This is a genomic window from Pedobacter sp. SYSU D00535, from assembly GCF_017355855.1.
Lineage (GTDB): Bacteria > Bacteroidota > Bacteroidia > Sphingobacteriales > Sphingobacteriaceae > Desertivirga.
Genome location: NZ_JAFEWD010000007.1, coordinates 98,492 through 120,463, shown reverse-complemented (window position 1 = coordinate 120,463; position 21,972 = coordinate 98,492). Strand labels below are relative to the sequence as shown.

20 protein-coding genes are annotated in these 21,972 nt (G+C 42.4%); 13 read left to right on the top strand and 7 right to left on the bottom strand.

The features are described 5' to 3' along the window. Positions 1–13: 13 nt before the first annotated feature. The 3 genes from J4N23_RS14985 to J4N23_RS14975 are packed head-to-tail and all read right to left on the bottom strand — an operon-like array spanning position 14 to position 4,174. A complete protein-coding gene (locus J4N23_RS14985) occupies positions 14–1,834 on the bottom strand; it encodes an ABC transporter ATP-binding protein (RefSeq protein ID WP_207428463.1) in 1,821 nt (606 codons plus the stop codon). Positions 1,835–1,881: 47 nt separating this feature from the next. Beyond that, positions 1,882–2,859 carry a glycosyltransferase family 2 protein gene (locus J4N23_RS14980; protein ID WP_207428461.1) on the bottom strand — a complete coding sequence of 326 codons (978 nt, stop codon included), beginning with the start codon at positions 2,857–2,859 and terminating at the stop codon, positions 1,882–1,884. A 25-nt stretch (positions 2,860–2,884) separates the two neighbouring features. Beyond that, positions 2,885–4,174, bottom strand: a complete 1,290-nt coding sequence (locus J4N23_RS14975; RefSeq protein ID WP_207428459.1) for an aminopeptidase P family protein — start codon at positions 4,172–4,174, stop codon at positions 2,885–2,887. Positions 4,175–4,335: 161 nt separating this feature from the next. On the opposite strand from J4N23_RS14975, the gene J4N23_RS14970 reads away from it, so the two are divergent. The 6 genes from J4N23_RS14970 (at position 4,336) to J4N23_RS14950 (ending at position 10,504) form a co-directional block, all read left to right on the top strand. After that, positions 4,336–5,622 carry an OmpA family protein gene (locus tag J4N23_RS14970; protein WP_207428458.1) on the top strand — a complete coding sequence of 429 codons (1,287 nt, stop codon included), beginning with the start codon at positions 4,336–4,338 and terminating at the stop codon, positions 5,620–5,622. A gap of 106 nt (positions 5,623–5,728) precedes the next feature. Further along, positions 5,729–5,869, top strand: a complete 141-nt coding sequence (locus J4N23_RS21280; protein ID WP_370527280.1) for a DUF6728 family protein — start codon at positions 5,729–5,731, stop codon at positions 5,867–5,869. Between the two features lie 2 nt (positions 5,870–5,871). Then, a complete protein-coding gene (locus J4N23_RS14965) occupies positions 5,872–6,252 on the top strand; it encodes a RidA family protein (protein ID WP_207428457.1) in 381 nt (126 codons plus the stop codon). A gap of 181 nt (positions 6,253–6,433) precedes the next feature. Next, entirely contained in the window at positions 6,434–8,539 is a 2,106-nt protein-coding gene (recG, locus tag J4N23_RS14960; protein ID WP_207428456.1) for an ATP-dependent DNA helicase RecG, read from the top strand. A gap of 41 nt (positions 8,540–8,580) precedes the next feature. Continuing rightward, entirely contained in the window at positions 8,581–9,879 is a 1,299-nt protein-coding gene (locus J4N23_RS14955) for an MFS transporter (protein WP_207428455.1), read from the top strand. Between the two features lie 139 nt (positions 9,880–10,018). Next, complete coding sequence (locus J4N23_RS14950) at positions 10,019–10,504, top strand: hypothetical protein (RefSeq protein WP_207428454.1); 486 nt, start codon at positions 10,019–10,021, stop codon at positions 10,502–10,504. Positions 10,505–10,572: 68 nt separating this feature from the next. Here J4N23_RS14950 and radA read toward each other — a convergent pair whose 3' ends face one another. The 4 genes from radA to J4N23_RS14930 all read right to left on the bottom strand — a co-directional run bounded on the left by radA (position 10,573) and on the right by J4N23_RS14930 (position 15,103). After that, positions 10,573–11,952 carry a DNA repair protein RadA gene (radA, locus tag J4N23_RS14945; protein ID WP_207428453.1) on the bottom strand — a complete coding sequence of 460 codons (1,380 nt, stop codon included), beginning with the start codon at positions 11,950–11,952 and terminating at the stop codon, positions 10,573–10,575. Positions 11,953–12,074: 122 nt separating this feature from the next. After that, positions 12,075–13,625, bottom strand: a complete 1,551-nt coding sequence (locus J4N23_RS14940) for an Rne/Rng family ribonuclease (RefSeq protein ID WP_207428451.1) — start codon at positions 13,623–13,625, stop codon at positions 12,075–12,077. 291 nt (positions 13,626–13,916) lie between these two features. Next, positions 13,917–14,759, bottom strand: coding sequence for a tetratricopeptide repeat protein (locus tag J4N23_RS14935; RefSeq protein ID WP_207428450.1), 843 nt, complete (start codon positions 14,757–14,759; stop codon positions 13,917–13,919). Positions 14,760–14,770: 11 nt separating this feature from the next. Next, positions 14,771–15,103, bottom strand: coding sequence for an HU family DNA-binding protein (locus J4N23_RS14930; protein WP_207428449.1), 333 nt, complete (start codon positions 15,101–15,103; stop codon positions 14,771–14,773). Positions 15,104–15,268: 165 nt separating this feature from the next. Here J4N23_RS14930 and mutY point away from each other — a divergent pair, with 165 nt between their 5' ends. The 7 genes from mutY to J4N23_RS14895 all read left to right on the top strand — a co-directional run bounded on the left by mutY (position 15,269) and on the right by J4N23_RS14895 (position 21,844). Continuing rightward, positions 15,269–16,330, top strand: a complete 1,062-nt coding sequence (mutY, locus tag J4N23_RS14925) for an A/G-specific adenine glycosylase (protein WP_207428448.1) — start codon at positions 15,269–15,271, stop codon at positions 16,328–16,330. Positions 16,331–16,340: 10 nt separating this feature from the next. After that, a complete protein-coding gene (locus J4N23_RS14920; protein ID WP_207428447.1) occupies positions 16,341–16,775 on the top strand; it encodes a single-stranded DNA-binding protein in 435 nt (144 codons plus the stop codon). A 434-nt stretch (positions 16,776–17,209) separates the two neighbouring features. After that, entirely contained in the window at positions 17,210–17,923 is a 714-nt protein-coding gene (locus J4N23_RS14915) for a GNAT family N-acetyltransferase (protein WP_207428446.1), read from the top strand. A gap of 87 nt (positions 17,924–18,010) precedes the next feature. After that, a complete protein-coding gene (gene argG / locus J4N23_RS14910; protein ID WP_207428445.1) occupies positions 18,011–19,204 on the top strand; it encodes an argininosuccinate synthase in 1,194 nt (397 codons plus the stop codon). Then, positions 19,194–20,174: an N-acetyl-gamma-glutamyl-phosphate reductase gene (gene argC, locus J4N23_RS14905; protein WP_207428444.1), complete on the top strand. Its 981-nt coding sequence runs from the start codon at positions 19,194–19,196 to the stop codon at positions 20,172–20,174. Before argG ends, argC begins: the two co-directional genes overlap by 11 nt. An 87-nt stretch (positions 20,175–20,261) precedes the next feature. Beyond that, positions 20,262–20,624: a four helix bundle protein gene (locus J4N23_RS14900; protein ID WP_207428443.1), complete on the top strand. Its 363-nt coding sequence runs from the start codon at positions 20,262–20,264 to the stop codon at positions 20,622–20,624. 71 nt (positions 20,625–20,695) lie between these two features. Continuing rightward, entirely contained in the window at positions 20,696–21,844 is a 1,149-nt protein-coding gene (locus J4N23_RS14895; RefSeq protein WP_207428442.1) for an aspartate aminotransferase family protein, read from the top strand. The last annotated feature ends 128 nt before the right edge of the window (positions 21,845–21,972 follow it).

The following is a 21,972-nucleotide window of genomic DNA, read 5'->3' as shown; positions in this document are numbered from 1 at the left end:
GAGTACCCGTTATTTAATCATTAAAGGTCTGCATCTCCACAAGTTTCTTATACAGGCCATTACGACGCATCAATTCCAAATGTGTCCCTTCCTCAACAATTTTTCCCGCATCCAATACGATAATGCGGTCGGCATTTTGAATAGTGCTTAAACGGTGAGCGATAATAAGAGATGTACGGTTCTGCATCAACTTAGTAAGCGCATCCTGCACGAGTTTTTCCGACTCGGTATCTAAAGCAGAAGTAGCTTCATCTAAAAGCATAATGGGAGGGTTAGCTAAGACCGCTCTTGCGATGCTAATACGTTGTTTTTGACCTCCCGAAAGCTTCATACCCCTATCGCCGATATTTGTCTGGTATCCTTCTGCAGTTTTCAGTATAAAATCGTGTGCATTCGCGATCCTGGCCGCAGCTTCTACTTCCTCGATACTGGCACTTGGCTTTCCGAATGCTATATTATTATAAATAGTGTCGTTAAATAAAATAGACTCCTGGTTCACGATGCCCATTTTTGACCTCAAAGAAGACATTTTAATCTTTCTGATATCCTTGTCATCAATTAGTATTCGACCCGACTGGCATTCATTAAATCGTGGGATCAAATCCATTAAGGTAGATTTACCACCCCCTGATGGGCCTACCAGTGCAACCGTTTGCCCCTTTCGTATGACCATCGAGATACTGTCGAGTACCGGTTTTGTATCATATGCAAACGTAACGTTGTCAAATTGAATTGAATGCTGAAAGTCGCCTAATACGACTGCGTCTTTTGCATCGTTGATCTCTGACTTCGTATCTATTAGTTCAAGGACACGCTCACCTGCCGCTATTCCCGAGTGGATATTGCTAAACGCGTCCGTCATTGCTTTCGCGGGTCGCAGAACCTGAGAGAATAGCGCCAGATAAGCAATAAATGCCGGGGCCTCCAGCTCGGATGTTCCGCTAAGAATCAAAGAACCACCATACAGCAAAATAACCGCAACCATAGATACACCGAGGAACTCAGACACAGGCGACCCTAATTGTTGCCGGCGTGCCATCGATTTTATAATCCGCGTATACCTTTGATTCTCTTGATTGAACCGATTTTTCACAAATTCAGTTGCGTTGAATGCTTTTATAATTTTCATCCCTGTTAACGCTTCATCCAACAAGCTGAGCATAATTCCAAGCGACTGGTGGGAGCTGGTAGCCTGAGCCTTCAGCCTTTTTACAATAAGTGCAATAATCCATCCAGAAACAGGAATAACTAAGAGTGAGTACAATGTAAGCTTTACTGATATTAAGAAAAGAAATACCACGTAGGCTATTAATTGAACTGGCTCCTTAAAAACAACCTGGAGGGTACTGGTAACTGAGAACTGCACCACTTGCACATCTGACGATACCTTCGAGATAATATCTCCTTTCCTCTCGTTGGTGAAGAAGCCGATGTGTAGGTCCATCACATTATCAAATACTGACTTTCGAAGATTAAGGAGCGTGTGTGCTCGCAGGTCTTCCATTATTTTTTGAGAAAAATACTTGAAGACGTTAGCTAACAGATTCGCCACAACAAGCGTTCCGCACACTAATTTCAATGCTGTCCATGAACCGTACTCAGAAGTAAAGTAATGAACATAGTATTTGAAAGTCGCCATTACATCCCACATATCCGGCTTCTCTGTAACTAGGTCGGCTTGTTTAGCCGGCAAGAAGAGCGCTTCTAGAAGAGGTGCAAGCAGGGCAAAATTCAGCGTATTAAAGAAGATAAACAGAAGGGTCGTTAAGATATAAGGGATTGCAAATTTCTCTATTGGCTTTGCGAAGGATAATAAACGGAAGTATGTTTTCATCTAAATTGATGCAAAGGTAGTGATTTAGCCCGCTTAGCCTCACTTAATTATCGTCGAAAAAAACTAGCTCCTTCGGTTGCTATCTTACCTTTTATCGCATTCACCACTTCAACCAATGAAATTGCCTTCGGGACGGATAATTCAAAACGAGCTTTCGATTGTCTTACTTTCCGGAGATTTGAAAGAAACGAAAGATATCCCTTCAAAAAATCAGTTCTCATCATTATAGCCCGGAACAGCACTTCAAATGTGGTTTGAACCAACCAGCCCAATAGCGACAAACCCTCCAAGTGGAGGTAATGAAAATAAAACTTGTTTCGATTATAAATTTCGGAGATATAGCGCTTTCTAGCCTTACTCTTAATCGACGTAGATGTCTTGTGTCTGCATACTGCGTTGTGCTCGTAGTAACAATTCCAACCACTCCTCCATGCTCGCACAGATAACTCTACGTCTTCTATATAAAAGGGTGCAAAAAGTTCATCAAATCCGCCGAGAAACTGCAGCCTATCTCTTCGGGCAAGAGTATTAGCTCCTGACAGGTAAAAGGAAGGCAAACTTCCTCCCTTTTCGGGAAGGCAATTGAGAGAAGTTTTATACTTGAACCCCTGCTGCTCCGGATACTTTGCCCCGTCCTGAATATCTTCATCGTCCCAGCCTATTATTCTTCCCATCACACCAAAGGTCGCCTCGTCTTCAAAATATTTAAAAAGCGGTAAGAAATAATCCTCTGTAACCTTGACATCGCTATTTAAAAGGAAAACCAATTCTTTCGTTGCAGCAAAGATACCCCGATTAATCGTTGGCGAAAACCCTCTATTTTCTGCATTTTTAATTACCCTTACTTGAGGATAATTATCTGAGAGGAAGGATACTGAGTTATCCGATGAGCAATCATCCACAACCAGCACTTCATAATCGCAGCTTGCCCTTTCAAGCGCTTTAAACAAAGCAGGAAGTGTGTCCACAAAAAGACTAGCACCATTATAATTGGGGATAATTACTGAGATACCGGGATTTTCCAAAGCAGGAACAAAGATAGGCGATCTTTTAACTATTCATCAGGTCTTCAATTTCCTCTAACTCGACAGGGATGTCTTCCATGAGATCGATATTGCCACCTTCAGTGATTAATATGTCGTTCTCTAACCGAATACCTAATCCTTCCTCTCTGATATAGATTCCTGGCTCGCAAGTGAGTACGTTTCCAACCTCAAAAGGTTGATATCTGCTGGCGAAATCGTGTACATCAAGGCCCAGGTGATGCGAAGTGCCATGCATAAAGTACTTCTTGTATAGCGGCATAGCAGGGTTTTGCTTTGCCACATCATGTTTATCTAATAAACCTAACCCAATAAGCTCGGACTCCATTATCTTTCCTACCTCCTCATGATACTCGTTCCAAACAGTTCCCGCTACTAACATTGCTTTCGCCTGCTTCATTACCCGCAATACTGCATTGTAAACGTCTCGTTGTCGCCCGGTAAACTTTCCGTTCACAGGAATGGAGCGACTTAAGTCAGCGTTATAGTTGGCGTATTCTGCAGCAAAATCGAAAAGAATGACGTCCCCGTCTCTACAAACTTGATTATTGTCGTTATAGTGAAGGATGTTTGCGTTTTTACCGGACGCAATTATTGGGTTGTAAGCATGACCTGTCGCTCCCTGACGAATAAATTCGTGAATAATCTCCGCTTCAATTTCGTATTCCTTCACTCCTGGCTTCACAAATTTCAAAACCCGTACAAATGCATCTTTAGTTATGTCGCACGCTTTTTTTATTAGCTGAACTTCAATATCTGACTTCCGAGACCGAAGGTCGCGAAGGATAGGAGCTGAGCGTTCATATCGGTGAAGAGGATATCGACCTTGGATGTCCCTTATAAACCGCAGGTCGCGATAAGGTACCTCGAGCGCTGCCCGATCGTTCTCATTGGTATTTAGGTAGATGTTATCTGCATAATGCACAACCGCGGAAAAGATGCTCCAAAAATCCTCCAACCACAAAACCGTTGAGATTCCCGAAGTCGCGACAGCCTGCTCCTTGCTATATTTATATCCTTCCCATACGGCAATATGGTCATTTGTTTGTCGAATAAACAGGACTTCACGATAATTGGGATTTGGACATTGAGGAAAAAGAAGCAAAATTGTTTGTTCCTGGTCTATTCCTGTAAGATAAAACAGGTCACTATTCTGCTTAAATGAAAAATTTTGATCACCACTTCTCGGAAATTCATCATTGGCATTGAAGACGGCTATCGAGTTGTCTTTCAGTTTGTTTATATAGTTGAGGCGATTGTTTTCAAAGAGCTGGCTATTGATAGAATCGTATTTCATAAGGTACAAATTTAAATTATTCTCAAACCTTTGCAGAGGTACCGTGTTTAATGCTGAAGAAAATAGACCGGTATTTGGTTGATTTTGCTAAATCAAACTTATATTTATTTTTGTAAAAAATTACACAATTAAAAATTGTTTAACCTTAAAAAAAACAAAGCATGAATTATTCTACGTTAAAGAAAGTTTTTGCGGCGTCAGCTTTAGCAGTAGCAGGTATCTCTGCCGCTTCTGCTCAAGACACAACCGCAACTACTTCTAGCTCTACTGCCACGGTGTTTGGCGGGAGAGGTCAGTACAGAACCTGGTCAATCGGTGTTAACGCTGGCGTTTTAACTCCAATTATCCCTTTCGGAACTAATGATTACAACGAGTGGGATGCTCAATTTGGTGCAGGCCTGTTTATCAAAAAACAATTAGCTCCTTCATTTGCCTTAAAGCTAGACGGACACCTTGGAACAGTTGCTGGTGAATACGCCACAAACGATGGAAGAACTCCTCTTCCTGCAGGTGTAGCTCCTTCTTTTAAAACGGAAATCAACTATGCGGTATCATTGAAAGGTGTTATCAATGTTGGAACTGTGTCTTTCTTGAACAGAACTAAAAACGTTGGTTTCTTTGTACAAGGTGGTGCTGGATTAGTTAATTACGAACCAGATGCAAACAACAGAAATGAGCTGTTTATTCCTGTGGGTGTAGGTGCTAACTTCAAACTAGGTGAAGTTGTTGCCTTAAACCTTGGTTATGATGCGAACTTCCTTGATGCTGACAACTTAGATGGATCTTGGAGAAATGGTGCTTCTAACAAAGACAAATGGTCTTATGCTTATGCAGGACTTGAGTTCGCGTTAGGAAACAGAGCAAAGCCAAGCTTACAGTGGTCCAATCCAGTAGCGTTAATGTATGATGAATTAAAAGATCCTACATTACGTCAGGAAGTTGAAGCTTTAAGAAACCGTGTTAACACTTTGGAAGGTACAGTTAACCAGCTTTCAGCTGATGCTGACGGTGACGGAGTATCTGACAGATTTGACAAATGCCCTGGTACTCCAGCTGGAACAGTAGTAGATGGAGCAGGTTGCCCAATCAAACTACAAGATACAACAGGAGCTACTTTTAACGGTCAAAGCGCAGTTATTCAGTTTGAATTTGACAGCTCAGTGTTAAGAACTTCTTCTTACCCTGTTCTTGATGCAGTTGCAACTGACTTAAAAGCAAACTCTGCTGCACGTATCAACTTAGCTGGTCACGCTTCTGCTGAAGGTACTGAGCAGTACAACATGAACCTGTCTCGCGACAGAGCTAACTCAGTAAAAACTTACTTAGTTAACTCTGGTGTTGACGCTAACCGCGTTACTGTGAGAGCATATGGTGAGAGCCGTCCAGTTGCTTCAAATGCAACTGAAGAAGGACGCGTACTTAACCGTCGTGTTGAAATCACAAAATAAGATAATATAGTATCTAAGCATATTATCAGAGAGGGCTTCAATTGAAGCCCTCTTTTTTTTGAAGCAATTTTCCTTCATCCCATACCAATACTCCTTACCTTTGTACATGTACTTTTTCCGAAGAAAAGACCCCAATCGCCCTAACAACTTCAATTTAAGAATAATGCACGTCATTAATACGACTGCTATTATTCTGTTTCTGGCGGGATTGATTTACAAGTTGGTAGATTGGTTTATACTTAAATAAACATGAAAAAAGTAATAAAAACGTCAAAAGCACCCGCACCGATCGGCCCTTACAACCAAGCCATTTCTATGGGAAACTTGCTGTTTGTCTCGGGACAAGTAGCGTTAAATCCTGATACAAATGAACTTGTTATTTCTTCAACCGAGGAGGAAACGCATCAGGTAATGAAAAACTTAGAAGCAGTATTAAAGGAAGCGGGATTCCTTTTTGAAGACATTGTAAAAACAACGATTTTTCTTTCGGATATGTCGTTGTTTCCACAGGTTAACGAGGTCTACGGTTCCTACTTCAAATCAGACTATCCTGCCAGGGAAACCGTTGCCGTGGCGGGCCTGCCAAGAAATGTAAACGTAGAGATTTCAGTCATTGCAATGAAGGGTTAATTGCGAAGAAAGTTGGTGGGAATCAAATCTATTCTACGGCATCTTTCAAAGTTTTGAGCTGCTAAAGATTTTCCATATTAGTAACAAGCTGGATAATTCTGCTTTCATCACAGCTTTTTTCTACTTTCGTGAAAGCGACGTAGTTAGCGCTTCAGCTCCTTAGTTTCTATTTATCGTACCATTGCTACAACATAGTTTACAAACTCCTATAGAGTACTTAAAAGGAGTAGGACCTCAAAGGGGAGATCTCTTAAAAAAAGAGCTGTCTATATTCACTTATCAGGATCTCATTCAGCACTTTCCTTTTAGGTATGTTGATCGTACTAAGTTTTACAAGGTAAAAGACATACATCCAGACCTTGCTGCAGTCCAAATTATTGGTAGAGTTGTCTCGAAAGAAATAGTAGGAGAGAAACGCTCAAAAAGACTGGTAGTTACTCTGAAAGATGACACCGGCCTACTCGAGCTGGTCTGGTTTCAAGGTGTCCAGTGGCTGGATAAAGCCATTCAACCAGGCTCCGTTTATATTGCTTTTGGGAAAGCAAATGAGTTTAACGGTCGTTTCTCCATTCCCCACCCGGAGATAGAACTTTATAATCCCTCCGCAAAAAAATTAGGTAACCTAACCCTTCAACCTGTATATAGTTCAACGGAAAAACTAAAGCAATATTCGTTGGACACCAAAGGCCTCCAGAGGTTGCAGGCTGCCGCTCTCGAGCAGATATTGAAGGATATTGACGAAACGATTCCTGCTTATATTCTCGACAAGTACAAGTTGATGGGCAAGCAGGAGGCTTTTTTAAAAGTCCATTTCCCGCCCGATACGTCTTCATTGGAAGCCGCCAGAAGAAGGCTCAAATTTGAAGAGCTTTTTTTCATTCAGCTAAAGCTTCTGAAAAATAAACTGTTGCGAAATCACAAGTTCAGGGGAATCCGATTTGAAACAGTGGGCGAGAAGTTTAATTTATTTTATAAGGAAAGGCTGCCTTTCGACCTCACAAATGCACAGAAAAGAGTAATCAAGGAAATACGTCAAGATACCCAAAGAGGTATTCAAATGAATCGCTTGGTACAGGGAGATGTAGGAAGTGGGAAGACTGCGGTAGCATTAATGACCATGTTGCTCGCTATCGATAACGACTGCCAGGCATGCATGATGGCTCCTACCGAGATTCTTGCCCAACAGCATTACGATTCCCTGAAAAAACTCACGGGGGATGACCTTGTTAACATCGGCATACTTACCGGCTCTACCCCAAAAAAGGAAAGGAAGAAATTGCATGAAGCGCTTCAGGATGGCAGTTTAGATATCCTTATCGGCACCCATGCCCTTCTTGAAGACGAGGTGCAATTTAAGAACCTTGGACTGGCCGTCATCGATGAACAACATCGTTTTGGAGTAGAGCAACGAGCGCGGCTCTGGAAGAAAAACAGCGTGCCTCCGCATATCCTTGTAATGACAGCCACCCCTATCCCCCGAACCCTCGCCATGACTCTTTATGGAGATCTGGACGTGTCTGTTATAGATGAGCTGCCTGCAGGTAGGAAGCCAATAAAGACTATCCACCTGTATGAAAACCAAAGACTCCGGATGTTTGGATTCATCAGACAGGAGATTGCCAAAGGCAGGCAGGTATATGTAGTGTATCCCTTGATAAAGGAAAGTGAGAAATTGGACTTGCTGCATTTGGAAGCTGGCATAGAAGCAATTAGTCGAGAGTTCCCACTACCCGACTACCGCATGAGCATCGTGCACGGCAAGCTAAAGCCCGCAGATAAAGACTTTGAGATGCAGCGTTTTGTAAAAGGTGAAACTCAGATTATGGTGGCTACAACGGTTATCGAGGTCGGAGTAAATGTACCAAACGCGAGTGTAATGATTATAGAAAATGCAGAGCGCTTTGGCCTTTCTCAACTGCACCAGCTTCGGGGAAGAGTGGGCCGAGGAGCAGAACAATCGTATTGCATATTAATGAGCGGAAATAAACTAAGTCGGGAAGGGAAAATAAGGTTAGAAACCATGGTGAGAACGAACGATGGGTTTGAAATTTCGGAAATCGACCTGCAGCTCAGAGGCCCGGGTGACATTCAGGGTACGCAGCAAAGTGGCGTGCTGGATTTGAAGATTGCAGACCTGGCTAATGATCAACAATTGTTACATCAGGCCCGTGAGGAAGTGATCCAAATCTTTGATGAAGACCCGGAGCTTAGTCAGGAAAAAAACGAACTCTTGAAAAACTATTTCCTGAAAAAAGACAGACACATTACATGGAATAATATTTCCTGATGATACTTTCCTATAGTTTTGTACACTGAAAAGTTGCAGAAGTGGAATCAGAAAGTAATAATCAACAGAAACAAGATCCTTATATTGCCTTACGCTTTCCGGAATTCCGATCGTTTCTAGGAATGCGTTTCTTTTTAACGTTTGCTTACCAAATCCAGGCAGTAGTAATCGGCTGGTACGTTTATCAACTCACCCAAGATCCATTATCTCTAGGCCTGATAGGCCTTGCCGAAGCGATTCCAGCTATTGGAATTGCGCTGTACGGAGGATATGTAGCCGACAAATCGGAGAAAACAATTCTCCTGAAATGGATTCTTACAGCCATGTTTTCTTGCTCTGCTGTCTTGTATCTAATTACAATACCATCCGTCTCGACAGGGCTAGCAGCGACGCAGATAGTCTGGATTATTTATGGGATGATTTTTTTGATCGGAATTGCCCGAGGATTCATTGGACCAGCAACTTTTTCACTAATGGCGATGATTATACCGCGCGATCACTACCCGAACTCTTCCACCTGGAACAGTGCGGGGTGGCAAGTTGCTTCTATTGCCGGCCCGGCCACAGGAGGTTTGCTCTACGCCTATGCGGGCATTCAGGCCACCTTCCTGATCATTCTTATATTCTTGGCCATCTCCTTCTGCTGCATCTTTTTTATCAAAAGGAAACCACCGCAATTTATCCCAAAAGAAAATATTATTAAGAGCTTAACCGAGGGAATAAAGTTTGTATTTAACAGCCGGATGATGCTCGGTGCTATGAGTTTGGATCTCTTCTCCGTGTTCTTCGGAGGAGCAGTAGCACTTATACCAGTTGTAGCCAGCGAAGTATTAAAAGTTGACGCTGAAGAGTTTGGTATGATGCGGGCAGCCCCAGCCTTAGGGGCTGTGCTTACTATGCTTTTCATGGCTCGTCACTCCCCTATGAGCAAACCCTGGAGAAATCTGCTCCTTGCCGTTACAGGCTTCGGCGTTTCTATCATTTGTTACGGCTTATCTACGAGCTTCTATTTAACCCTGTTTTTTCTCTTCCTCGAGGGCGTGTTTGATAGTGTCAGCGTAGTAATCCGTTCTACTATTATGCAGCTGTTAACACCAGACCAGATGCGAGGCCGTGTCTCTGCAGTAAATTCTATGTTTATAGGTTCTTCGAACGAGATCGGAGCCTTCGAATCTGGCCTAACAGCCAAACTGATGGGAACTGTGCCAGCCATTGTATTTGGGGGAAGTATGACGCTGGTGGTAGTAAGCCTCACTTATTTAAAAACCAAAAAACTGCTGCCTTTAAGCGTGAAAGAAATTCACGCACCTGAAATATCTACGTCTAATAGCTCACACTAGTTCGCGCTTCCCAAGTCGCAAATGCGCCCGCGAAAAACAAAACTTGCAGGCTTTATGTAAGAAATCCTGAGCACCTACGAGAAAAAACTGCAGGAACCTTAACCGGATTAAAAAGAAAACAGAACAGATTATATCCTTCTTGTTAGTCGGAATATTACTCAACATCCTGATTCATCCCTTCCTCCATTTTTTATTGGGAGAGGAGGGCCCGGTTTTTCGACTAACCTATTCTGGGCTGCTTACCCTGCTTAGTTTCCTTATTCTATGCTGGCTGGTGCTGTTCTTCTACTGGTTAAAATACACGTCATTCCAAACGAATGTCGGCACTAAAGATCTAAAGATAACCCTCACCGAAAACATCTCTAAACTCAAAAGATCTCTTGCTCAGGAGATTATTTTTATCGTCGGGATATTCGCTGTCCTATTCGTATCCGGCCGTGCCTTCTCTCAATATCTTGGGAACGGTGATTTTTGGGATATCTTCCATCCCGATATTTTGATTTCTATGGGGCTGATGATGTTCATGATAGCCTTCTATATCTATAGGAGAACAAACGTCTACAGGAAAAACATCAGTGAGCTCCAGCAGTACCTGAACGAGTTAGACGAAGGTCTGAATCGATAAGAGTGCTTCTTGAGCATCAAAATGGAAGAAACTTCCTGGGGCCTACTTATGGCTTAGCCTCCAAAGGTTTAGCCAAACAAAAAGCCAAAGGCCTCTTCAATCTTGGTCAAGCTCTTGATTTCAATGTCGAATCGTCGAAGATCGATACCCTTCTGGTTGTATTTCGAAATATAGATCTGTTCAAAGCCAAGTTTTTGAGCTTCAGCTATTCGTTGCTCAATTCTATTCACAGCTCTGATTTCTCCGGAAAGCCCCACCTCCGCAGCAAAACAGATTTTCGAAGAAACAGGAATATCCTCATGTGAGGAAATGATTGCAGCGATAATTCCAAGATCGACCGCTGGGTCTTCTACCCGGAGGCCTCCTGCGATATTCAAAAATACATCTTTGACGCTGAGCCGAAAACCACACCGTTTTTCAAGTACAGCCAGCAACATATTCATCCGCTTCGTATCAAACCCCGTAGCGGAGCGCTGCGGTGTTCCGTAAGCTGAAGTACTTACCAGCGCCTGCGTCTCAATGAGCATTGGTCGCACGCCCTCTAGCATAGCAGAGATCGTAATCCCGCTTAATTCCTCTTCCCTTTGGGATAGCAGGATTTCAGAAGGGTTAGAAACCTCTCTCAGCCCATTTCCCTGCATCTCATAAATGCCCAGCTCAGAGGCAGAACCAAAACGATTTTTAACCGCCCTTAATATCCGGTACACATGATGTCTGTCCCCTTCGAACTGCAGGACGGTATCGACCATATGTTCCAAAATCTTTGGACCTGCAATAGTGCCATCTTTAGTAATGTGACCAATTAAAAAAACGGGAGTAGACGTTTCCTTCGCAAACTTTAAGAGTTCTGCTGTACATTCTCTAACCTGTGACACACTTCCGGGTGTGGACTCAATATGAGCAGAATGGAGCGTCTGTATAGAATCTATAATAACTGCCTGAGGTTCGAGCAGCTCAATTTGCTTGAAGATATTCTGAGTAGATGTTTCTGTCAGGATGTAGGTATCCCGCTCCCCTGTTATAGTAGAAAGCCGCTCCGCCCGCATCTTAATCTGGTGTTCGCTCTCTTCCCCCGAAACGTACAGAATCTTCAGATTCGGAAGATTCAAGGCGAGCTGCAACATTAGGGTGGATTTACCTATTCCCGGTTCGCCTCCAATAAGCACTAGACTTCCCGGAACTACTCCTCCTCCCAACACCCGATTGAGCTCACCGTCTGAAGTTTGTATCCGGTGCTCCTCAGAGTAAGCAATGTCCTGGATAGCCGAGGGTTTAGCAATTCTTGAACTTGCCCCGCTCGCCTTCCAGTCGGGAACGTTAGCCGGTGCTTTTTGAATTACCTCTTCAACGAACGTATTCCATTGACTGCATGCAGGACATTTACCCAACCATTTTGGCGATTCATAGCCACAGCTCTGGCAGAAGTAAGCCGATTTCGATTTTGCCAATTTACTTGATGATTTACTGATGAACGAATTACGATTTTATCAGGATGGATTCCAAAATAAGGAAAAAAAAGACGATTTCAGATCTTGGACAAATGTCTTTGATCTAAAACCGTCAATCGTAATTATAATTTGATTTCTTCTTCTTTGGAGTTGAGAAAATGGAACTCGGTAAGGTAGTAAGACGCAATGCCTTTTACTTTAATCCATTTACCGTAGTTGAAAAACCAGCGCCACTGGAGTGAGAACATGCCCTTCCGGATGAAGGCCTCAATGTAGGGATGCACGCAAAGTGTGATATTTTTTTCGTTCTGCTCTTTGATGATGAAATCAAGGTTGTTCTCGATATCGTCCATAAGAACGATACTTGCTTTAATTTCTCCCGTTCCATCACAAGCAGGACACTTTTCGTTAGTAACGATGTTCATTTCAGGCCGCACGCGCTGCCTTGTTATCTGCACTAAACCAAACTTACTTGGAGGCAAAATGGTGTGTTTTGCTCGGTCGAGCGACATTTGCCCTTTCAGGTAGTCGAACAATTCCTTCCGGTTAACCGGTTTGTGCATGTCAATGAAATCGATTACTACGATGCCACCCATATCGCGTAAGCGCAGCTGTCTCGCAATTTCTTTAGCTGCTTCTTTGTTAACCTGCAGCGCGTTCTCTTCCTGGTTTTCAGGATTGGCGGTCCTGTTACCACTGTTTACGTCGATAACGTGCAGCGCTTCTGTGTGCTCAATAACAAGATAAGCTCCCCCTGGTAGGTTCACAGTCTTGCCAAAAGCACCTTTTATTTGTTTCTCAATTCCAAAGTGTTCAAATATTGGTTCGCGGTGTTTGTATAATTTAACAATCCGCTCAAGTTCCGGAGAAATGTCTTTTACATATGTCCGGATTTCCTCATAAATACTTGTGTCGTTAACATGAATGTTAGCGAAGTCGGCGTTCAGGATATCCCTCAAAATTGTTGAGGTTCTTCCCATTTCGCCCAGAATCTTTTTCGATGGTTCTGTTTTATCAAGCCTGGTTGAAAAAGTTTCCCATCTTGCTATCAGATCCAGTAAATCTTTCTGGAGTTCTGCAACTCCCTTGCCCTCAGACACGGTTCGGATAATTACACCGAAATTCTTAGGCTTAATGCTTTCTACAATCTTTTTTAGCCTATTCCTTTCTGTATTACTCTTAATCTTTTTAGAAATGGAAATCGACTCTGAAAAAGGTACTAGTACTACAAACCTTCCGGCGATGGAAAGGTCTGAGCTTAATCGTGGGCCTTTTGTTGAAATAGGTTCTTTAGCAATCTGAACCGGTAACAACATGTTTCGATTCAGTACCTCCGAAATTTTGCCGGATTTGTTTATGTCCTCTTCCAGCCTAAAACTATTCAGCAGTTTTTCTTTATAACTGCCATTCTTTACAATCTTAGTCAGCTTAATCAGCGACTGTACCTGAGGCCCTAGGTCAAGATAATGCAGGAAAGCGTCCTTCTCGTAGCCTACATCTACAAAAGCAGCGTTTAGCCCGGGCATGATCTTCTTGATCCGCCCGAGATAAATATCTCCAACAGCATAATTGTTGTTAACGTGCTCTGTGTGAAGTTCTACGAGTTGCTTGTCTTGCAGTAAAGCGATAGTCACCCCATTGGGGCTTGAATTGATAATTAATTCCTTTACCAACAGCTACTCAATTAACGGCAGGAGGGTACCCGCCAGGTACAACACAGAAAATGATAACACAAGAACCCCCATTCGCACAGAGCGTGGAGGTCTTCTAAGTTCTTAATCGTTGTTAATTGATTAGTAACATGACATTACCATGTTACCAACAACAACTGAACTGTATATCTATTTCTTCTTGTGTCTGTTTTTTCTCAAACGTTTTTTACGTTTGTGAGTAGCCATTTTATGTCTTTTTCTTTTTTTTCCGCTTGGCATAGCTTTAAATTTTTAAATGTTTTTTATAATTAATTATTTACTTAGTTCTTCAACTTTGTGATCAACAAACTGCGTAATCTGAGGATCGGCAGCCAGCTCCTTGCTCTTCAGATAGGCCGCAATTGCCTCCTGCTTTTGCCCTAAATTCTCATAAGCAGTTGCAAGATAAAACCAGCTTTCAGGCTTCTGCTCCTGCTCTAACACAGTCTTCAGTCTGTCAACCGCCTTCTGAAACTGACCCGAGCGCATGGAGAATAAGCCCAGGTTCATATTCGCTTTAATATTCTTAGGATCCTCTTTCACCACAGCAAGCAGTAATTGAATTCCTTGCATTGGATTAGGTGTCCCACTAACATAAGCTACCCCTAATCCTGTTTTGGCATCCAGGCTCTTTGGATCAAGTTCTGTTGCTTTTTGATAAGCAACTATCGCTTTCTGAACAAGTGCTGGCTGTGCAACACTGTCCTGAATGTTTTGGTAAGCCTCGGTGAAAAAATCACCTGTTTTTAACCAATCGGCCAATGTGTTGGTCTGCTGTGCGATCAGTTCCTGGTAAAAACCACCCGCAGCCGGCTGATTTACGTCGTCCCATTTTTGAACCAGCTGTCTTTGCAGCTCCAACGCTTCAGCACCTTTAGCATCCTTCAACTGTATCTCTAAATCATTAATCTGCCTTGATAAATTTGCACTAAGTGTTTGTTTAGCAGCTTCTGATACAGTTTGGAGTGTTACTAAAGATGTTTGAGTAGCGTTTTCTGCCGCTTCGCCTGAATGTTGTCCTTCTTCCTTAACTAATCCCTTAATATCTAATGAAAACAATAGCCCCATTAACACTACTACTAATCCTATTACTGCTAGTTGCTTTCCTTTTAACATTTTTTTTAAGATTAAGCCTCTGTACTTGCCTCTGCTTCAGCAGCAGCAGCAGCCAATTTAGTTACATTACCGTTTTTTACTTTCTCTACAAATACTTTTGCTGGCTTGAAACTAGGAACGTAATGCTCCGGGATGATGATGGCCGTATTTTTTGAAATGTTACGTGCTGTTTTTGTTGCCCTTTTCTTTACTACAAAGCTCCCAAAACCTCTCACATATACATTCTCACCTTGCACCATTGAATTCTTCACCACTTTAAAAAACGCTTCTACCGCTTCTTGCACATCTAACTTCTCTATACCTGTCTTGCTAGAGATTTCTGCGATAATTTCTGCCTTAGTCATTGTCTTATCTGGGTTAAACTATTTCGTAAACACTTAATTGTTTTGGGGTTGCAAAAGTATTGCTTTATATCGAAAACGTAAAATAAACTCAAATAATTTTTTGGAACCGCCTTTTCCCCTTACGTTTCTACCTTTGCAAAAGTTTCTAAGTGCCTCTTTTTTAGAATGAGTTTTATTACCGATGTTATAGGATGGTATGGGCAACATAAGCGAGATCTTCCCTGGAGAAAAACCAGAGATCCTTATGTGATTTGGCTGTCGGAGATCATCCTCCAACAGACGCGGGTAGAACAAGGGCTTCCTTATTTTGAGCGTTTTGTAGAACGATTTCCCACAGTACGCCATTTTGCGGAAGCAGAAGAAGACGAGATATTGAAACTGTGGCAAGGTTTAGGCTACTATTCCAGGGGGCGAAACATGCACACTACCGCAAAAGTAGTTATGCAAGAACACGGTGGCGTCTTCCCCACAAGCTACGATAAACTGATAAAGCTCAAAGGTATCGGTGAATACACCGCGGCAGCTATTTCCTCCTTCTGCGCAGACGAAGCAAAAGCAGTGGTAGACGGGAACGTGTATCGCGTTCTTTCCCGTTTTTTCAAAATCGAAGAACCCATAGACTCCTCGAAAGCTAAAAGAACTTTCACATCGCTCGCCAATAATTTGATAGATCCTGCCCAGCCAGGAACTAGCAATCAAGCGCTGATGGAATTTGGCGCCCTGCATTGCAAACCCGTCAATCCCTACTGCCCGACCTGCCCCCTTCGATTGGGATGTGGAGCATATCAATCAGGTATGGTGGACGTGCTACCATTGAAATCGAAGAAGACCAAGGTGCGGGACCGATATTTCAACTACTTTGTTCTGTTAAAAAATGAGAGCGTCGTTTTGAGCAAACGGGGACCGAAAGACATCTGGGAAAACTTGTATGAACTCCCTCTTTTTGAGACCGAGAAGGCTGCGGGAATAGAAATTTTGTCAAATCCTGAGGTCCGCCGATTATTTGGATCACAGATAATACTTTCATCAATACAGGGACCGGTAAAGCACGTGCTGAGCCACCAGAAACTATATGCTAACTTTATCGTGCTCACGGACTTCGAAGACGACTTCCTCCATGAGAAAGAATGGATCTATGTCCCCCTCAATCAGCTAACCCGATATGCAATGCCGAAATTAATTTTTGGTTTTCTTGAAAACTTTATTACCTTGAAAACTAGTTATTAACCTAAATTCTATGTCAAGCGTAAACAAAGTAATTTTGGTGGGAAACTTGGGCAAGGACCCCGAAGTTCGCCACCTCGAAAATGGAGTTTCTGTAGCTACGTTTCCGATAGCTACCTCCGAATCCTACACAACTAAAGATGGTCGTCGGGTTGAACAAACTGAATGGCATAATGTAGTTGCCTGGCGAGGGCTTGCTGATATTGCTGCCAAGTATTTGCATAAGGGCAGACAGGTCTATGTTGAAGGCAAGCTACGGACCAGATCCTATGATGATAAAGAGGGCAATAAGCGGTATCTGACAGAGATTGTGGCAGAAAATCTTACTCTTTTGGGGAGAAAAGATAATGAGTTCGGCTACACAAACAGTGATGTAGCGAATACTCCTAAGATTCAAGACGAGATCGCGAGTATCCATAATGATGCTGCAGACGATCTGCCATTCTAAAAGCCTTCATTCAGCAGGAAGACTTTTTCCTGCTGAAACTCGCTCCCTTTCCAGCTGAAATTTCTGTTTAATTTCTTGACATGCAGCTGAATAAAAAAAATTAATTCAGGTTGTAATAGTTATTTTTTATTCAATACTTTTGCACTGTTTTAAACTAATTCACGCACTGTTAGTCGAAGAAAGAAAATGAACGTATCCATCTTAAATATCGTTACCGCAGCAGAAGCAAAAATTGCTTATGTATGCGCTATGGTACGTCCAAAATACAGTGAAAAATTAATCTTCCGTCCCCGACGACCGTTCATGCCCAGATTTTGATTCTGTTTGGCAGCCCTTTTGATATACCCTTTCGCGGTAATTTAGTTAACAATATTTTCTGATTAGGTCCAAAGACAACAATTAAAGTCTTATTCCGTATAAACGGATTTTTTGAAATGAACGAAAACGATTTCTCTGTAGTAGTAGCATCTGAAGCGCATGCCGGGTATGCAGAACAGATTTGTGATGAAATGGCAGAATCGGCGAAAGCTCGGGGCACTGGTATAGCTCGTCGCAGTCCGCAATACGTGGCTGATAAGATGATCGAGGGCAAGGCGGTGATTGCTTTGCATAAAGATGGAACCTGGGCGGGCTTCTGCTATATTGAGACCTGGAGTCACGGAGAATTCGTTGCCAACTCGGGGCTGATTGTTAATCCGGTGTTTAGAAAGTGCGGGTTAGCAAAGGCTATTAAGAAGCGGATTTTTGAATTATCAAGAGAAAAATATCCTGACGCAAAGATCTTCGGTTTAACAACAGGCCTGGCTGTGATGAAAATCAATTCGGAGCTGGGTTACGAGCCCGTGACTTACTCCGAACTGACACAGGATGAGAATTTCTGGAAAGGCTGCCAGAGCTGTGTTAACTTTGATATCCTAACAGCAAAAGGCCGCAAAAACTGTCTCTGCACGGCGATGCTTTTTGATCCTGTTGAAAAACAGAAGGAAGCTGAGGAAAGAGCAGCAGCCGAAAAGGCAGCTAAAGAAGCGAGAGAAAAGGAGATGACGCACAAATCTTCTCTGCTTGAGCGCATAGAAGATTCTATCAAACGCTCAGCAAAAGTTTTGGTAGGCTTTGTCACGCTGGTTCCAAAATACTTACACTTATAATGAAAGAACTATGTGCAGTAAAACTAAGGCCAGGCCTGTTTTGCTGCATGTAGTTTCCACATCTCAACTTAATAACATATCACTCAAATGAAAAAAGTAGTTTTAGCCTTTAGCGGAGGATTAGATACATCATATTGTGCCATCTACCTTTCTAAAGACTTAGGTCTTGAAGTACACTCAGTTATTGTTGACACCGGTGGTTTTAGCAAAGAAGAGCTGGAGCACATCGAGAAACGTGCATACGCTCTAGGTGTTGCTTCTCACCACGCTGTTGATGCGGTGAAGGGATATTATGACGATTACATCCGTTACCTTATTTATGGTAATGTGTTGAAGAATAATACTTATCCGCTTTCTGTAAGTGCTGAACGTGTAACTCAGGCAACTGCTATCGCTGAATATGCGAAAGAAATTGGAGCTGATTATGTGGCCCATGGTTCAACTGGTGCTGGCAACGACCAAGTTCGGTTCGACATGATCTTCAATATCCTTTGTCCTAATATTGGCATCATTACTCCTATCCGAGATCTGAAATTATCCCGTGAAGCAGAAATAGAGTACCTGAAATCCCACGGAGTGGAGTTCAACTTTGAAAAGGCTGCTTACTCAATCAATAAAGGTATTTGGGGAACTTCGGTAGGTGGAAAAGAAACTCTGAAATCAAAAGGAGTTCTTCCGGAAGAGGCATGGCCAACTCAGGTTACTAAAACTGAATCTGAAGAATTAATTGTTGAGTTTGATAAAGGCGAGCTGGTTGCAGTGAACGGAACAAGCTACGAGCATCCTACAGACGCAATTAAAGCTATTCAGGCTATCGCTGCTCCTTACGGAATTGGTCGTGATATTCACGTAGGTGATACGATCATTGGGATTAAAGGACGGGTTGGCTTTGAAGCTGCCGCTCCGATGGTAATTATCAAAGCCCACCATGCGTTAGAAAAACACACTTTAACTAAATGGCAGTTGAGCTGGAAAGACCAACTTTCTATGTTCTACGGTAATTGGATGCACGAGGGGCAATTCCACGATCCGGTGATGCGTAACATTGAAGCATTTTTGGCTGATACGCAAAAAACGGTTACAGGAAAGGTCTTTGTGCAATTATACCCTTATCGTTTTCAGGTGATCGGTATTGAATCGAAACATGATTTAATGGCTAGCAAGTTTGGAAGCTATGGCGAAATGAACGAAGGTTATACCGGTGATGATGTAAAAGGCTTCTCTAAGATATTTGGAAACCAGGTAAAAATTTACCATAACGTAAATACGGATGAGAATTAAGGCAGGTATTGTAGGCGGAGCGGGATACACAGGAGGAGAGCTGCTTCGAATCCTGGTAAATCATCCTAACGTTGATATCTCTTTCGTTCACAGTAACAGTAACGCTGTTAATTATATCTATGATGTTCATACGGATTTGATCGGCGATACCGACCTTAAATTCACTAGCGATTTATCTCAGGATATCGACGTGCTCTTCTTATGCGTAGGACATGGCGACGCAAAAAAGTTTTTGGAAGCAAATCCTGTGGATGATCGAATTAAAATTATCGATTTAAGTCAGGACTTCCGACTGGGAAAAACTGCAGCTATAGCTAGTAAAAACTTCGTTTATGGTTTGCCCGAACTAAACCGGGACAAGATCAGATCCGCTCAGAATATTGCTAACCCGGGTTGTTTCGCTACCTGTTTGCAACTGGCAATGCTTCCTTTAGCCAAGGCTGGTTTGTTAAACAAGGAAGTACACATCTCCGCTACCACCGGTTCGACAGGAGCGGGACAAAGTCTTTCTGCTACTTCCCACTTCAGTTGGAGGAATAACAATTTATCCGTTTACAAAGCCTTTGGTCATCAGCATTTGAAAGAGATCGGGGAGAGCATCAAGCAATTACAGCCTGCATTTGAGTCGGATATTAACTTTATTCCGTACCGGGGTGACTTTACCCGAGGCATCATGGCCTCGGTATACACGGAATGTGACTTAAGCCAGGAGGACCTGGAGAGTCTATATGAAGAATATTATGCAGGGCATGAATTTACTCATGTAAGCAAGAAAAACATCGACTTAAAACAAGTCGTGAATACCAATAAATGCTTGGTTCATGTAGAGAAACATGGAAACAAGGTAATGATACTAAGCATTATAGATAATTTATTAAAAGGGGCATCCGGACAAGCGGTTCAAAACATGAACCTGATGTTTGGCTTAGACGAGAGGGCAGGACTTCGCCTTAAAGCACAGGCCTTTTAGGCGAAAGGTTAAAGGGATTGACCAGGCGCTTTAGCAAACCAGGAAAGGCGAAAAGTAAAAGCCCTACCTTTCCGTTTTAACCATACAATGAGAGATTATAAAAAGCTTGAAGTTTGGCAAAAGGCTCACCGGCTAACTCTTAAAATTTATAAAGAAGTTATTCCGCTGATGCCAGCCGAAGAAAAATCTGCGTTAGCGAGCCAACTTCGAAGATCGGTTTATTCAGTTCCTATGAATGTTGTTGAAGGATGTGGTAAAAATACAGATAAAGATTTTTGTCATTACCTGGATAACTCCTTAGGGTCAGCATTGGAAGTGGAATATACCTTGCTGCCAATCAAGGATCTCGAGTATATCTCTTTTAGTAAATTTGAAGAAGTAAATAGTGAAATCAATGAAGTAAAGGCAATGCTTATTGGTTTCATTAAATTTTTAAGGGCTGAAAAGTAGCTAAAAGATGTGGTGGCGAAGATAGTTGGGGTCTTTTACCTTTCAGCTTTCACCTTTAACCTCTTTAGAATATGAATTTATTTGACGTTTACCCCATCAATCCTATTGAGATTGTTAAAGGCCAGGGTAGCTTAGTTTGGGATAACAAAGGTCAAGAGTACCTTGATTTATACGGCGGCCACGCTGTTATTTCTATCGGACATACTCATCCTCATTATGTTGCTCGCGTAACAGAGCAGCTGAATCAACTCGGATTTTATTCGAACTCGGTTGAAATACCGCTTCAAAAGGAACTGGCTGAAACGCTAGGACAGGTCTCTGGTAAAGAAGACTACACCCTGTTTTTAATTAACTCGGGGGCGGAAGCCAATGAAAATGCATTGAAACTTGCTTCCTTCTATAACGGACGTAAAAAAGTAATTGCATTCAAGGGCGCATTTCACGGGCGGACATCCTTAGCGGTAACGGTTACCGACAATCCGAAGATCGTAGCACCGGTTAATGAAAACGAAAACGTAATATTCCTTCCTCATAACGATGAAGCTGCCATAGAACAGGCATTTGCCGAACAAGGCAATGAAATCTGTGCAGTGATTATTGAAGGAATTCAGGGCGTTGGTGGAATTAAGGTAGCTTCACAATCCTTCCTTCAGAAAATCCGTTCGCTTTGTGATCAATACAATGCTGTCTTTATTGCTGATTCGGTTCAGGATGGATACGGCCGTACCGGTCAGTTCTATGCCCACGACTTTGCAGGAATAGATGCTGACGTATACACCATGGCGAAAGGAATGGGCAATGGTTTTCCAATTGGTGCGATCTCTATTGCTCCTAAATTCAAGCCTTGGCATGGAATGCTGGGAACTACATTCGGTGGAAATCATCTGGCTTGTGCTGCGGCTTTGTCAGTACTAGAAGTTATTGAACAGGATAATTTGTTGCTAAATGCTTCTGAGGTGGGTACTTACCTCATAACTGAGCTTCAAAAGTTCCCTCAAATAAAAGAAGTAAGGGGTCGTGGATTAATGATTGGAATTGATTTACCCGAGGAGCTGGGTCATGTAAAAAAAGAGCTGTTGTTCAAACACCACATCTTTACCGGAGAGGCAAAACCAAACGTAATCAGACTACTTCCTGCTTTAAATTTATCGAAAGCTCATGCGGATCGATTCTTAGACGCTTTCAATCGGATATTAAAAGCAGCAGAAGTAAGCATCTAAGACATAAACTATTTAACTAATAAAGATAAGGCTATGCTTCTGGCTGATTAAAGCTTGAAGCATAGCCTTTTTTTATAATTTTGCCTTTAAGGCTTTTGCAGGGAATCTTTAACCTTCCTGCTTTTACC